Origin of the sequence: Leptospira abararensis, from assembly GCF_016918735.1 — a bacterium.
Taxonomy (GTDB): domain Bacteria; phylum Spirochaetota; class Leptospiria; order Leptospirales; family Leptospiraceae; genus Leptospira_A; species Leptospira_A abararensis.
Window position 1 is genome coordinate 226,732 of the sequence record NZ_JAFFPR010000007.1, and the last position, 14,344, is coordinate 241,075.

11 protein-coding genes are annotated in these 14,344 nt (G+C 39.4%); 5 read left to right on the forward strand and 6 right to left on the reverse strand.

Going from position 1 to position 14,344, the window contains the following annotated elements:
* Nucleotides 1-150: 150 nt before the first annotated feature.
* From JWG40_RS02340 to JWG40_RS20005, 4 genes are all read right to left on the reverse strand, one after another.
* Nucleotides 151-3,312 carry an efflux RND transporter permease subunit gene (locus tag JWG40_RS02340; RefSeq protein WP_205284254.1) on the reverse strand — a complete coding sequence of 1,054 codons (3,162 nt, stop codon included), beginning with the start codon at nucleotides 3,310-3,312 and terminating at the stop codon, nucleotides 151-153.
* A 283-nt stretch (nucleotides 3,313-3,595) separates the two neighbouring features.
* Nucleotides 3,596-6,313, reverse strand: a complete 2,718-nt coding sequence (locus JWG40_RS02345) for a PAS domain S-box protein (protein WP_205284255.1) — start codon at nucleotides 6,311-6,313, stop codon at nucleotides 3,596-3,598.
* 15 nt (nucleotides 6,314-6,328) lie between these two features.
* Nucleotides 6,329-6,901, reverse strand: coding sequence for a Tll0287-like domain-containing protein (locus tag JWG40_RS02350; protein ID WP_205284256.1), 573 nt, complete (start codon nucleotides 6,899-6,901; stop codon nucleotides 6,329-6,331).
* Between the two features lie 38 nt (nucleotides 6,902-6,939).
* Nucleotides 6,940-8,484 (reverse strand): sensor histidine kinase, encoded by a 1,545-nt coding sequence (locus tag JWG40_RS20005; RefSeq protein WP_269751576.1) that lies wholly within the window; start codon nucleotides 8,482-8,484, stop codon nucleotides 6,940-6,942.
* Between the two features lie 151 nt (nucleotides 8,485-8,635).
* Here JWG40_RS20005 and argC point away from each other — a divergent pair, with 151 nt between their 5' ends.
* Complete coding sequence (argC, locus tag JWG40_RS02360; RefSeq protein ID WP_205284258.1) at nucleotides 8,636-9,658, forward strand: N-acetyl-gamma-glutamyl-phosphate reductase; 1,023 nt, start codon at nucleotides 8,636-8,638, stop codon at nucleotides 9,656-9,658.
* Nucleotides 9,645-10,262 (forward strand): phosphorylase, encoded by a 618-nt coding sequence (locus JWG40_RS02365; protein WP_205284259.1) that lies wholly within the window; start codon nucleotides 9,645-9,647, stop codon nucleotides 10,260-10,262. Before argC ends, JWG40_RS02365 begins: the two co-directional genes overlap by 14 nt.
* A 32-nt stretch (nucleotides 10,263-10,294) precedes the next feature.
* Here the strand turns inward: JWG40_RS02365 and JWG40_RS02370 are convergent, their stop codons facing one another.
* Together JWG40_RS02370 and JWG40_RS02375 are read right to left on the reverse strand one after the other, a co-directional pair.
* Nucleotides 10,295-10,903, reverse strand: coding sequence for a glutathione S-transferase family protein (locus JWG40_RS02370; RefSeq protein ID WP_205284260.1), 609 nt, complete (start codon nucleotides 10,901-10,903; stop codon nucleotides 10,295-10,297).
* Nucleotides 10,904-10,953: 50 nt separating this feature from the next.
* Nucleotides 10,954-12,114, reverse strand: coding sequence for a deoxyguanosinetriphosphate triphosphohydrolase (locus JWG40_RS02375; protein ID WP_205284261.1), 1,161 nt, complete (start codon nucleotides 12,112-12,114; stop codon nucleotides 10,954-10,956).
* 49 nt (nucleotides 12,115-12,163) lie between these two features.
* On the opposite strand from JWG40_RS02375, the gene JWG40_RS02380 reads away from it, so the two are divergent.
* The 3 genes from JWG40_RS02380 (at nucleotide 12,164) to JWG40_RS02390 (ending at nucleotide 14,335) form a co-directional block, all read left to right on the forward strand.
* Nucleotides 12,164-12,784 (forward strand): DedA family protein, encoded by a 621-nt coding sequence (locus JWG40_RS02380; protein ID WP_205284262.1) that lies wholly within the window; start codon nucleotides 12,164-12,166, stop codon nucleotides 12,782-12,784.
* Nucleotides 12,781-13,263, forward strand: coding sequence for an LIC11661 family lipoprotein (locus JWG40_RS02385; RefSeq protein ID WP_205284263.1), 483 nt, complete (start codon nucleotides 12,781-12,783; stop codon nucleotides 13,261-13,263). The genes JWG40_RS02380 and JWG40_RS02385 overlap by 4 nt, the downstream gene beginning before the upstream one ends.
* Before the next feature lie 169 nt (nucleotides 13,264-13,432).
* The gene (locus JWG40_RS02390; protein ID WP_205284264.1) at nucleotides 13,433-14,335 is read left to right on the forward strand and encodes a TRAP transporter TatT component family protein; all 903 of its coding nucleotides are present in this window, start codon (nucleotides 13,433-13,435) and stop codon (nucleotides 14,333-14,335) included.
* Nucleotides 14,336-14,344 lie beyond the last annotated feature (9 nt).

Consider the following 14,344-nt stretch of genomic DNA (forward strand, 5'->3'; position numbering starts at 1 on the left):
GAATCGGAAAGTCAAGGGACTGTCACCTCAAAAGCATTCCATTCGAATGCGTCCGAAAAAAAATGACAAATATCGTTTAGAAGTTTCCTCTTTTTTCGAACGTCTGAAATGATTTCTTTTATTATGATACCGGTGGTTTCTTTTTCGATATTACCCTTTTCTCAAAATTTTAGAAAAAGATATCTTCGAAAAGATATGTTTAAAATCCTCTTTGATTCTATACAACACAGGAACAAAGACCAAGGTTACACCGGTCGCAAAAAACAAACCCCAACCAAATGCCAGTGATAGGGGTTGCACAAAAGGATCGAGAGTCGGAATCCCATAAGCACTGGGAACAAGACCAATCACAGTACTAATCGTTGTTAAAAAGATCGGACGCAAACGAATGGCACCGCCGTTGATGATAGCATCTTCAATGGACATCCCTTGCATTCGTAGTTCTTCAATAAAGGTAATGAGTATCAGAGTGTTTGCCACAATGGAACCACTAAGAGCCACAATCGCTAGTGTACTCATAAAACTGAGTGGCATTCCATGTGTCATGAGTGCAAAAAGTACACCCACAATCCCGAAAGGAATGGATCCAATGATCACAGTTGTTGTTCCTACTGAGTTAAAAAACACGATAAAAATTCCAAAGATCACGGCAACCGCCAGTAACATCGAAATTCCTAAATCACGAAAAGACTTTCCTGCATCTTCCTGTTCTCCACCAAAGATCACCGAATAGGCATTCGCTGCATATTTATCTACGTTCACCAAATTCTTTAGTTGTCGATTCACGAATAAAGATGTAGTTTTATCCGTATCCACAGAAGCTTCTAGTCGCACCACACGTTGTAAATCTTGGCGGTTGATCATCGAATAGTCCCGGTCTTTTTGAAAGTAAGCCACTTGATTCAAAGGGATGAGCCTTCGATTTCGGTTCTCTACTTTTACTAAATTCAAACTAGATACGGAATGCCTTTCTGCTTCGGGAAAACGAACCAGGATATTGATTTTGTCTTCCCCTTTACTAATCGTCGACGCCACTTCTCCATTAAAAGCAGTCCGAACCGAACGGGCGATGTCTCTTGCACTCACGTCCGTTCTACCGGCAATTTCATCTTTGACAAAGAATCGGTATTCTTCTTTACCTAACTCCAAATCGATTCGAATGTCTGAAACTCCATCCATCTGTTTTAATTCTTTGATATAAAGATCCGCAATCTCTTGAATGACACCAAAGTCAGCACCGCGAATCTCCAAACTCACAGGTTTTCCTACGGGAGGCCCTTTGATTTTCGCATTCACATCATAAATCATCTCTTTTGGAAAAATTCCAGAAACTTTATTTTCTTCGATGTATTCTCGAATTTTTTTGACAAGAGTCCTTGCATCTTCCCATTCTTTTCTATCTGCTGCTGTCACAAGCTTCATGGTTAGGTGAGACCGATGCACTTCAAGCCCCGGTTTTGGATCTGTAATAGGATTCTCATGAATCCCTATCCTACTGCGTAGGTGCACAAAATCTTTCCCTGCCATTTTAGTGACGACCGGTTCCATTTTTTCAATGATCTCTAAGTTCTTTTGGAGAGTGGTTCCAATGGGCATCCAAACTTTGATTTCAATGTCTTCTTCACTGCCAGAAGGAAACATGACGAATGGCAAAAATCTTCCTGCCAGAAATAAGGTGAAGAAAAAAATAAAAGTAAAAATCGAAAGAACAAACACTCTATGTTTTAAAGCGAAAGTCATGGTTCGTTTGTAACCAGAAATGATATAACCGAACGCTCCTTCTTTTTCTTCGATGGATTCATTCTTTTTGATTTTACCTTGGTATGTTTTTGGTAAAAAATTATTTAACCAGTTAGGCAAAAACACAAGGGCAAACAGAAGAGAACTCGCCAGTGTTACAAGAACAACAGCAGGGATTCCCAAAATGAATTTTCCAATCACCCCACTCATAAACAAAAGTGGGAAAAATGCTGCGGAAATCACAAGAAAGGAAACAAGGAGGGGAACTAAAACATCTTTAAAAGTTTGTAAAATGGCATCTCGCCTATCCATTCCTTCCTGCATCAAACGATAAGTATTTTCAGCTACAACGATAGAGTTATCTACCATCATACCGAGAACCATCACCATTCCGAAAATCGTAATGGTGTTGATCGTAAATCCAAACTGTTTCAGAAAGATAAAGGAGATGAGAAAGATAAAAATAATCGCAACGCTAATCATAATACTAAGTCTCATCCCTAGAATAAAGATAAGAGAAAGTAAAACTAGAACCAGTCCCGTTTCAAAGTTAAGAATTAGGTCACCAAGTTGGCGGCGGACATCTCGACTTTTATCATCATATATTTTAGTGTCCACTTCTGGAAAGTTCCCTTCCATAGAAGATACTAAAGTTTTTACTGTATCAGCTGTAGTAATAATATCTGCTTGGTCTGTTTTCCAAACCCTAAGGATAATGCTATTTTTTCCGTTTAACTTTTCGTAGGTTTTTTCTTCTTCAAAACCATCAACTACCTTAGCAACATCTTTTAAAACGGTAGCAAAACCTAATTCGTTTCCTAACATAGGAACAGAAAGCATATCCTTTGCTTCTTCAAAATCTCCGCGAGTTCGTAAAAGGTATTCTGTTCCGTTGACTTTTAATCTTCCTGAAGGAATGTTGATATTTCTGGAACCAAGGGCATTCAGAACCGTATTGAGTCCCACTTCCTTTGCATTTAGGCTCTTGGGATTCACTTCCACAAGAAATTCGCGGTTTCTATATCCGATTTTTTCAATTTCCGCAATTTCTTTGATTTGAAAGAACCTATCTTCAAACGCTTTGGCAGTGTCACGTAACTTTCTATAGTCGGCAATGGAATCTGTGGAGTCTGCTTTTAAGGAAAGTGCAAGACTGATCACCTCTTGTTTTTCGGTGGTAATCTCTCTTACTTTTGGCTTTTGAGCATTGTCAGGAAGCCGAACAGAATCAACAGCATCCTTGATATCATCCAAAACTTTTTTTGTATTTTTGGTCCCTTCTACAATGAAGACCATGATCACACTGACGTTTTCTAAATTATAACTTCGGATTTTATCAATCTTAGCAACTGCCCTCAATTTTTTCTCAATGGGGATGGCAACGAGCCGTTCAATCTCTTCTGGAGTCGCACCCGGAAGCGGAGCCTCGATGACTATTTTATCGAGAGCCACATTCGGAAATGCCTCCCTATGCATCGAAAGTAGGCGGGAAAGTCCAATCAAAACGAATAGGACTAAAATGAACTGAATGATAAGTGTTTTATCGGTAATGAATTTTGCAATGTTCTGCATTCGCTACTTCCCAAAAAGTGAATCTAAAGACAAAAAAGTTGACTAACTGGTCATTTTTTATTCCAACACAAGAAATACAACAGATTTTGACCAGGAACCAAAATTTTGAGAGAAATTGCGCTTTAATTTGACTTTTTTTCAAGTTCTACTTTGGACTTAAAAATAGGAACTATCAGGCATTTTGTGTAAATCTAATGTTTGTCTTTAAAAAAAGATACCCTATGAGTTCTACTTTTAGTCTAACCCAATCAGATTTTATTATTAAAATCCTAATTTGTACTCGTTAGCGATTCAGCCATTTGAGTAGAGTTTGTTTTAAGTTTTCTTTTTGAACGGGTTTACTAATATAATCATTCATTCCTGCCTCGAAACATTTTTCCTTTTCCCCTGCAATGATTCCTGCAGTCACTGCGATGATGGGCAGGGTTTTTCCTTGGCTTAGTTTTCGAATTTCCTTTGTCGCATCATATCCATTCATCACTGGCATTTGTATATCCATTAGGATAAGTGTTGGTGATTCATCTTGAAAGATTTGAATTGCCTCTTCGCCATTCTGAGCCTCCAAAATTTTTGCCTCAGGAAGGATCCGTTTGATGAAATTTTTCATAAGACCAAGATTGACAGGGTTGTCTTCCACAACTAAGATTTTGGATGTATCATTGATAGTTGAATGATTTCCAAGACCAATTTTCTGGTCTTTTGTTTCCAGGTTTGTCATTTGTAATTTTGGATCAAATTCTGGAATTCTCAATGGGATATCAAAATAAAATTCACTTCCTTTGTTTAATTCACTTTTTAATTGTAAATCAGATTTCATTAAAGAAAGTAACTGTTTACAGATAGCTAAACCAAGGCCAGTCCCACCAAACTTCCGTGTTGTGGAAAAATCTTCCTGGGTAAAAGAATCAAATATCTTTTCTTGGCTATCTTTTGCGATCCCAATTCCAGTATCAATTATCGAAATCCTGAGTTTTGCCGTCTTTGTATCTGGATCGTCCAGTCGTTTTACGTTACACTCAACAAATCCTGTCTCAGTGAATTTGATGGCATTTCCAAGTAAATTTAATATCACTTGCCTTAATCGATTTGAATCAAACATAAGAAGCGGTGGAATATTTTCATCTATGTGAAATTGAATATCAAGCCCTTTGATAATAGCTTGTATATTCATGATTTTGATTGCTTCCAAAACCAATTTCTTTAGACTGTATGGTTCTTCTGCTAGCTGCAATTTCCCAGCTTCAGCCTTTGAAAAGTCCAAGATATCATTGACAATGTTTAGCAAAGCATGGGCTGATTGTTTGACTATTTGCGCATATTCATTGTAAGATGAGTTTTCTAATGTTTCGGCGAGTAAATCAGAATACCCAATGATCCCATTCAGAGGAGTTCTAATTTCATGGCTCATGTTCGCTAAAAATTCCGACTTAGCGCTATAAGCTTTTTCGGCAAATTCTTTGGCAATTTTTAATTCTAGCTTAGTTTCATAGGCCTCGGTGATGTCACGGGTAAACATCAATATTCCACCAATGCCACCACCTAGCTGGTTCCATGGACGAATTTCCCATTGAAGGACTTGGTCTTTCTCCCAACCTGGTGGTCGCCATACATCCTCGTCTCGTTTTAAAACTTCTCCACGTAATCCCCGTGAGTGAATATCCTTCCATTCCTGACCAATATTTGGAAAAAGTTCATAATGGCTTTTTCCAATGATCTCTTCCTTTGTTAATGGAATTTTATAATCTTCAATCCAACGTTGGCTAAGGGCTAAATAACGCATTTCCTGGTCTAACATAGCAACGGCGGCGGGTGCATGTTCCACAAAAGACCATAAAATGGCTGTTTGTGCAGCAAGGGCCATCTCCCATTTTTTACGTTCATTGATGTCTTGGATGATTCCGTAAATTTTTACAATTTTTCCATTCTCATACTCTGCGCGACCAATGGTTCGAATCCAAGTTTGGTTTCCTTTGGCAGTGACCATTTCCAATTCCAAATCGTATTCTTTTCCATCAGCTAACAACAATGATACTGCATTTGATATCTTTCGTTTACTTTCTTCAGCTTGAAAAAATTGAATTCCCCCTTCTACACTGGGGATATAATCATCCTCTACTTCATGAATACTTTTGGTAACATTGGTCCAACTAGCTTTATTGGATCGTAAATCCAAATCCCAGCCACCAATTTTAGCAAGGCCAGCCACTTGGTCGAGTAACCGAGAGATGTTCTGTAATTCCATCTCTGCTTGTAAAGACTCTGAGATATCTAAGATTTGAGAGAGATAATAAATAGGATTTCCTAAATGGTCTCGAATGATTGATTTATTTAAAACTGCCCAAATCAAACGTTTGTCTTTAGTAATGTAACGTTTTTTGATTTGAAAACTTTGGATCGATCCCCGATTGAGTTTTTCTAAAAAAGCAAGTTCTAACTCCAAATCTTCGGGATGAGTGATATCCGAAATGGATTTTGTTTTTAACTCCGAAGCAGAATATCCAAGCCACTGGCAAAAGATGGGGTTGACTTCGATCACCTCTCCATGAGGATTTTCAATTTCCATTCCGATACTTGAACTCCGAAAGGAAGTGGAAAACAAATCCCTAGACAATTCAGTTGATTGTAAAATATGAGGATTTGTATGATTCGGACCTTCTATGGTTGTGTCTAAAACCAAAAGGACATATTTTTTTCCAGATTCTGTAAATTCCTTTGGATGCATTCGGAATGGAAAACCCGCGCTATTATTGGGATCAAAACAAATACGACCGATGATAGATTCTTTTGTTCCAATGACTTTATCTAAAAGAATCCCTGAATTTGTCAGTATACATTCTGCCGGAAAGGATTGTTCCTCAGTCATCCCCATCGACTTAGAGGCAACAGGACTAGGGTATACGATTCCAATGGATGGATCCCAGACTAAAAAGCCATGCAAACCAAATTCCAACACAAGTTCACATAACTCCCGTTTGCCTGCAATGAATGTAATCGGATTCATTTTAACTTTTATGATTCATTCAATTGATTTGATAAACCGCACGGAAAAAAGCCCTCGTAAACTACCGACTCGATAGCCTCGAGCAAGATCCGCAGGATATTCTTTGTTCAGAACTTCTAATGTATCTTTTTGGATGTCCAAATTTGGTTCGCCATGGCACTGAAGGCAAAGTCCCACTGTGGGAATGGGTATGTATACGGTTACTGTTTTTTCTGTTCGCACAGTCTTCAAAGGATACTCACCTTCCTTTGAAGGATTGGCACTGATCTCCAAAAAAATCTTTCTTTCTTCATCTGTAACAACATTCAATGGGTTCCTTGGTTTATCAGAAATTCGACGAAGAAGAACTCCTTTTTTCAATCCCAGTTCGTTTGTAAATGTCATAGCATTTTGTTTACAAAACGGAATGGCTTGTATTGTTCCTCCTTTACTTAGGGAAACAGTTAATTTTTCTGTCAGGTTTGTCTTTGCTTCCTTGGCGATTGCTTTGGCAGCCGCCTCATAATCTGTTTTGTGGCAGCCAAAGAAGGCCAGAAGGATTGATACACAAATCGAGTATCCTATTTCTCTTGCAAAAATCTTTTCCATAACAAACCTCTTAAAGGAATTCTAATCCTTTTTCTTTCTTACGCAACTGGTAAATACACACGAAAGACAGTCTCTTGGGGATGGCTTTCAAACTGAAGTCGGCCTCCTTGTTTTTCAACAATTTCTTTTGAGATAAAAAGTCCCAAACCGATTCCCTCCCCTTTTTCTTTTGTGGTAAAAAAGGGATGAAAGATACTCTCTTTCCACTCGCTTAGAATTCCGACACCATTATCGAAGATGGAAACTTCAATCTCATTCTCTGCGGTTCGTTTGACTTGTACTTTTACTTTCCCTGCAGTTTGGTTGGTTGCTTGGATTGCATTATAAATCAAATGTGACCAAACTAATTTCATCGCAGGTTCACAAAGGAATGCGGTAAGGGAATCATCAATTTCTGTGGAAAGGGTCCTGCCGGACTCCCAGTAGTGATTGTAAAGCAATAGAATATCACGAATCCCTTCACCCACTCGGACAACATTTTGATCGCGATCCAAAAATGGCTGAGAAAATTGTTTAAAAGTAGCTACCACTTTTTCAGTTCGATCAATGGCATTGGAAACAAGGAGATTTGCTTTTTCCATGGTTTTATACTTAAGCCATAAAAAAACAAAATCCCATTCTTTCCTATTGTCCTCGGACAAACCTTCAAAGGACCTGTGATCCACACCCAAATCCACACAACGTTCTGCTAAATAATCTCTATCCTTTTTAGGCAAATAAGAATAAAGATTCAAAATTAAATCATGATCTTCTCTTTTTTCTATCCTGTTACGATATAACCATAAAATTTGTTTTTCTTTTTCTAACCAGAGTGGATCTTTTCTATTCAGAAAATATATTTCTTCCTCTAAGAGAAACTCATTCATTGACTTAATACCAGCTAAAGGATTATTAATTTCATGAGCAACGTTCGCAGCTAGATTTCCTAAGGTAACCAACCGATCATTTTTTAATAGAGAAGTTTCTCTTTGGTTCAACTCGTCAGCAAGGGTTTGGTTGTTGTTTTCTAATATATCCAAAAGAAAGGAAACTAACTTCACAATACAAACGGTCTTTGCTAATAATAAAATCACTTTCAAAACTTCTATTGAGAGTATAATGCGACCTGGTGACTGAGGAATGAATCGGTATTCCGTAAATAATTCTGCACCATTCGCATGTGCAATCCCAATCCCTCCCATGTATCCCAGGATTACAACGACACCCATAATTGCAGAAAACTTTTGGTTCAAAAAAAATCCAATATAGAGTTGGTATAAAAAGAAGATGGAGAAAAAAATCGAGTTTTGGATGGGAACTGCTGTAAACCCACTAGGGTAACTTAAGATTGCAGAATAAAAACCAATTAAAATGACAAAATAGTCTATCACCAAAAATGGAATCACTAATCCATTCCTTAATTCAGATATAAGAATTTTCTTAATTTGGTAACGACCGAAAATAGAAGTGGCAAGGAAATAAAATGCAATGCCTGTAGCGATGTAAAATGGTGGTTTACCAATATTTAATAAGGAGGCAAGAATCCCCACCCATCCTATGATCATTCGGATTGAAATCAAAATCATGAGACCCTTTGATTTCATTTGAAGCGAAAATTCTTTGAGAAGACTTGAGGAAGTGACCATAAAAAGGTCTCATAAGTAGAACGGAAGATTTTGAAAAATCAACTCAATTCGGGATTAGAGCCGTTTGACAGCACGTACCAATCCGCAAATCTTGACCTTGGTTCCCTCTATGAAACAAACAAAGATTGCAATCATTGGTGCCGGTGGTCTTACCGGAAAAGAACTCACAAAGCTTATCGCTCACCATCCAGGTTTTGAACTGGTTCATGTCACGTCCAACCAAGTGGACGGCAAACATATCCGTGAAGTTTTCCCCGATCTAAGCCACTTGCCGGATTTAAAGTTTCAGAAACACGATGCCCCTGTTCCCAACGAGGCAGGAATTGTGCTTGCCACTCCGAATGAAGTTTCGCTTGAGAAAGCTCCCCAGTATTTGAAGGAAGGTCGTAAGGTCATTGATCTTTCGGGAACATTTAGACTTCATAACCAAGCCAAATTCGAAAAGGCCTATCAATTTCCTCATACAGAATTTGGGATGATGGACCAAGTAGTCTTTGGTTTGCCAGAACTCTTTCGAGAAAAATTAAAAAATGCGAATTTTGTTTCGAATCCTGGCTGTTATGCGACCTCTGCCATTTTACCCATTGCCCTTCTTGGAAATTTAAGAAAAGAAATCCAGGGCCCAGTCATCGTGGATGCCAAATCGGGAGTGAGTGGAGCGGGTGGAAGGACGGAAGAAATCAAATTTGCCTATACCCATGTATATGAAAATTTCAGAGCATACAAAATCCTTACACACCAACATGAACCAGAAATGGAAGAATACGGTTTTGTAGGGACAGAAGAAAAAGAAATTCATTTTACTCCCCACCTACTGCCGATCTACAGAGGAATCCTTGCTACCATTTACATTTCATTTCCGAAAGGAATGGATCCAAAACAAGTGGAAGAAAAATTTCAAGTCGCAGCAGAGAAAGAACCATTTGTTCGATTGTATCAAAATCCCGAAGAAGTAGAGATCAGAAAAGTGCAGAACACAAACTTTTTGGATCTAGGGTTTCGTATCAAAGGGAATACTCTCGTGATTGTGTCTGCCCTTGACAACCTTGTCAAAGGGGCGGCAGGACAGGCCTTACAGAATTTAAATTTAATGTATGGCTATTCAGAAACGGAAGGACTTGTTACCCTTTAATCCTAACCAAACACTAGTTACCGGAGCATTTGAAGGAGAGATTGGGATCCTTCGGGCTTCAGGTAAATTTCCCCATATTGAAGTGATGGGAATTGGAAACTTAGAGGCTGCCGTTAATTTATCCGATTTTCTTTTTCGAAATAAAAAGATCAGGCATATCCTTTTTTTTGGATCTTGCGGGGCTTATGAATGGACTCATATTCCAATTAGGTCGATCGTTTCGCCTAAGCTTGTTTACACGAAAGAACTGACTCATGCCTTAAAATTATCCAAACAAATCCCAGAATCTCCAGAGTCCTACCAACTAGTTTCTGACAAAGGTTATCTAAAAGTTTCTTGTAATGCCCCGACCACCATCTCGCTTGTGGAACTTAAAAACCCGCCAGAGGAATCTTGGGTTGGTTTGGAAGTGGAGAATTTAGAGCTATTTGGAATTGCGAAAGTTGCGGCAAAGTTTTCTGTTTCTGTCACTGCCTACTTAGCAGTTACCAATTTGGTCGGCCCAGAAGGATCAGCCGATTGGGCCAAAAACTGGAAGGATCTTTCCCATTCCTTACAAAACCAGTTTCTTAAAGAAATGACCCTCCTCCCTGAATCACCCTAATCAGAAAAAGACATATCAAACAGAATTACTCCTTAGTCCCCCAGGGCAGAAACAACACTTGGCTCCACTAACACTCGCTTGGTCCATTTTTCCACAAGAGGGGGAACTTTTATTTCCATAAGTTCGATTTGTTTGACAAAAGGAGCATAAAGAATTTCTAAAAACCCAAATCGATTTTCATGTAAATAATCATTAGATTCTAAGATCCCTTCTAAAATATCCAGATGCCTTCCAATCCGTTTGGAAGAATCTTTCATTCGATTTTTATCCCACTTTTCTTCTGGGACAAACTTCTTTGCAAAGTAGATGATACTTCCGGGAAAACAAAACTCTGATTCACAACGTTGGATGGCTTGGTTCAGAAGAGCTCTCGATTGGATTTCCTTAGAAAAAAAAGGAAATTCAAATGAATGTTTTTCTTCCAAATAACGAATGATAGCTTGTGACTCCGCGAGGAAAAATCCCTCTTCACCGAGAACCGGAACTTTACCATAGGGATTGATTTGTATAAAAGGTTTTTTTCTATTTTCTAATTTTTCTAAGGCAATCGTAATAGTTTCGTATGCAAGTTTTCTATATTGCAAATAAATATGTACGCGTTTGCTATAAGGGGAACGGGAATTGGAATACAATTGATACATTCAAATATCTCCAAAGTTTTGGTAATCAAATTCTAGTGTTATCATTTTCATTAATAAGGAAACCAAAGGATACCTTCTCGTTTTAACTTTTCAATGGCATAGCGGTCTGTCATTCCTGCTATATAATCACAAATGATCCGCATTCTTCCTTCTTCTTCCTCTCTGTTCCTGTACGACTCAGGAATCGACTCTGGATGGGACTCGAAATGTTTGAAGAGTAAAAAAATGGTTTCTTTCCCCCTTTCACTCATCCTGGAAACTTCTGGATGGCGATAGAGTTTTCCAAACAAAAAAGATTTGAGTTCCTTAAATTCGAGTTGGAACTCTTCAGAAAATTGAACAAGTTTCTTTTGGTTAAGAAAGGCTCTCGACACATCCTCTCTCGTCTCAATCGAATGTTTTTGTAAACAACTGTCGGTGCTATCAATCAAATCAGAAACCATCAGGTTGAGAAGCACCCTTCCTGCGGAACGAGAAATGGAATCTTTATCCGATGGATTGGTTTTGGGAAGGGAATCCTCGATTCGTTTCCAGACTTTCAGTTCTTTTACATCGGAAAGTGCCAGAAGTCCACTTTCCAATCCATCCTCCAAATCATGTGCGCTGTAAGTAATTTCATCAGAACTATCGACAACCATTGCTTCTAGCGACGGCCCTGTATCTCGCCTGGAATCCAAGAGTTCGGAAGTTTCATAGTCTCCCCCATGTTTCATAATTCCCAGTAAAGTTTCTCCACAAAGATTTAGACCAGGAAACTCAGGATACCTTCGTTCTAACTTTTGAACTACACGTAACGATTGTTTGTTGTGTTCAAACCCCCCTTTGCCGCGCATCAGTTCGGAAAGTGCTTCTTGGCCAGCATGTCCAAAAGGAGAATGACCTAAGTCATGAGCAAGGGCGATAGTTTCACTTAAGTCTTCATTGAGACCGAGAACCTTCGAGATAGTTTTGGAAATCCCTGCAACTTCTAAAGTATGAGTGAGTCGATTGCGAAAATGATCCCCTTCCGAATATACAAAGACTTGAGTTTTGTATTCCAGGCGTTTGAAAGCATGAGAATGGATGATACGATCACGGTCCCTTTGGAAAGGAAGCCGGTAGGGATGTTCCGGTTCTGGATATTCCCTTTCGCCCGGATTTCTACTGCCTACTGCATAGCGGGCAAGGATTTTTTCTTCTTCCTCTAGGAGTTCATTTCTCCCTTTCTTCATAAATCTCTTTCCTTTTTGAACGAAACCATAAAATCAGTATAAATCCCTCATGGACTTTCTACAAACTCTAGTTTCCATTTTTATGCAATACGGTTATTTTGCCGTTTTTGGAATTCTGATCCTTTGTGGATTTGGTCTTCCGGTTCCCGAAGACATTTCCCTCACTGCCGGTGGAGTCATCTCTGGACTTGGTTATGCCAATGTTCATATCATGTTCCTTGTAGGAATGGCCGGTGTATTACTCGGAGACAGCTTTGTGTTTTGGCTCGGAAGTTACTATGGGGAAAAAGCCCTAACCCTGCCTGTCCTAAGGACAGTCCTCCACCCAGAACGTTTCGACAAAGTACGCGAACAGTTTAAAAAATACGGACGTTGGGTGGTTTTCTTCGGGCGCTTTATGCCAGGACTGCGGATGCCTATTTTCTTTACTGCGGGCACTTCCAAACAAATTAGTTTCCTTCGTTTTTTATTCACCGATGGTTTTGCGGCCCTTATCTCTGTTCCCATTTGGGTATATCTCGGTTATTACGGGGCCCATAATTTTGACGAACTGATGGGGTGGGTGCGAAATGGCCAAACCATCATCTTGGCGCTTGTGGCCATTGCCATTGCTGTGGTTGCCTTCTATTGGTGGCGGAGGAAACACCGAGAAGCAAGAGGCGAAAAATGAACACTGCTCCTTTTTTACCGAAACTCATCTCTTTGTCCTTCCCCCTGTTCCTGGTTTTTGGATGTACCAATTACTCCACGACAGCTTCAGTCCAGGCTCCCCCCACTCTTATTTCCATCACAAACAATGGAAATTCCAATTTTACGCTAAAAGTAAGAGCTCAAAACCCGGAGTTTATCTTCCAAGGGTACCGACTCTATTCGGGGGCCACGGAAACTTTGGCCCAAAACCCGGCCGATCTCGGTTTGGGCAGCGACTGCGTTTTGTCACAGGCAACCGTTGTCCAACCCATCGAGTATATTTTTGAAATCGATCCCTCCACCAACCCCAATACAACAGGGGTGGCTTGCCGTATTTTTGCTACCCTCACCCCGGGAACCTATATTGCCATGAGGACCCTCGGCCTTGCCGTCAACCTCCAGAATAGCACCAGTTCGTTTCGGGTCTCGATCTCCTCAAACGCTCTTATTGTCCCTTAAAATAAAACTTTCTTGCATTTAAGTCAAATGCGTGTATTTTTTTCCGGAATCATGGGAATTCTTTGTGCATTTTTTAGAATTCATCTAAAATTTTGCCCCAAAGTCGGAACTTGAGGATACAAATAGAAAGGGATTCAGGTCCCAAATATCTTTTGGAGGATGATACAAAATGTACCAAACGAAACATTGGTCAAAAATCGCAATGGCAGCTCTCGTGCTCGTTTCCGTGGTTGCCTGTGGAAAATCAAGACAAGTGAAAATCTCTGCGTCTGATGTAGAAAGAGCCACTGCCCCAGCAAAACTTCCGGCTGATCTAGAAAAATTATGGAAGAACCGACAAAACGAACAGGATCTTAGACAAGCACTTGTTGGTTTAGAAAAATTTGCATTAGAGAATCCTCAATATGCAGATGTGAAAGTTTTACTCTGTCGCGGAAATTATCTTCTAAGTGACGGACACCTTTGGTTAAAACTTACAGGTGATGCTGATGCTGACGAAAAAGTAAAAGAAGAATCTATCCAATTCTATGATGCCGCGGTGACTTGGTGTGAAGCTGCACTTGCAATGAATGCAAAGTTCAGAGACAAAGTAGTCAAAGATAAACTAGAGATTGAAAAAGCTTTAGATGTTCTTGGACCACAAGACATCGATGCTCTTTATTGGAGATATGCATCTCTTGCAAAATGGTCACGTTTAGTTGGATTTACAACTCTATTGTCCAACCGTTCGAAATTCTCTGCAATGATCAACCGTGCAAAAGAAATCGAAAAAACGATGGGTAAAGAATATTTCTACTCTGCGACACTTAGATATGACGCAGCAAGTAACGCTCTTTCTCCAACCGGAGACAAAAAATTAGCAGACAAATTGTTCGAAGAAGCCATTGCAAAACACCCTAATTACTTTGCTGTTCGCGTTCTATATGCAGAAAGCCGCCTAAAAGGAAACGAAGACAAATTCAAAAAACAATTAGAATATGTCCTAAAAGGCAAAGCGGCATCTCTTCCTGAAATCGAAGCAGATCAAATCGTAGAACAACGAAAAGCCAAGAAATTACTCGACGAACTATAGTCATTTTAC

Bases quoted from the DNA above. Each gene is read 5' to 3' on its own strand.
- JWG40_RS02340 (WP_205284254.1), bottom strand. From the start codon at position 3,312: ATGCAGAACATTGCAAAATTCATTACCGATAAAACACTTATCATTCAG.
- JWG40_RS02345 (WP_205284255.1), bottom strand. From the start codon at position 6,313: ATGAATCCGATTACATTCATTGCAGGCAAACGGGAGTTATGTGAACTT.
- JWG40_RS02350 (WP_205284256.1), bottom strand. From the start codon at position 6,901: ATGGAAAAGATTTTTGCAAGAGAAATAGGATACTCGATTTGTGTATCA.
- JWG40_RS20005 (WP_269751576.1), bottom strand. From the start codon at position 8,484: ATGAAATCAAAGGGTCTCATGATTTTGATTTCAATCCGAATGATCATA.
- argC (WP_205284258.1), top strand. From the start codon at position 8,636: ATGAAACAAACAAAGATTGCAATCATTGGTGCCGGTGGTCTTACCGGA.
- JWG40_RS02370 (WP_205284260.1), bottom strand. From the start codon at position 10,903: ATGTATCAATTGTATTCCAATTCCCGTTCCCCTTATAGCAAACGCGTA.
- JWG40_RS02375 (WP_205284261.1), bottom strand. From the start codon at position 12,114: ATGAAGAAAGGGAGAAATGAACTCCTAGAGGAAGAAGAAAAAATCCTT.
- JWG40_RS02380 (WP_205284262.1), top strand. From the start codon at position 12,164: ATGGACTTTCTACAAACTCTAGTTTCCATTTTTATGCAATACGGTTAT.
- JWG40_RS02385 (WP_205284263.1), top strand. From the start codon at position 12,781: ATGAACACTGCTCCTTTTTTACCGAAACTCATCTCTTTGTCCTTCCCC.
- JWG40_RS02390 (WP_205284264.1), top strand. From the start codon at position 13,433: ATGTACCAAACGAAACATTGGTCAAAAATCGCAATGGCAGCTCTCGTG.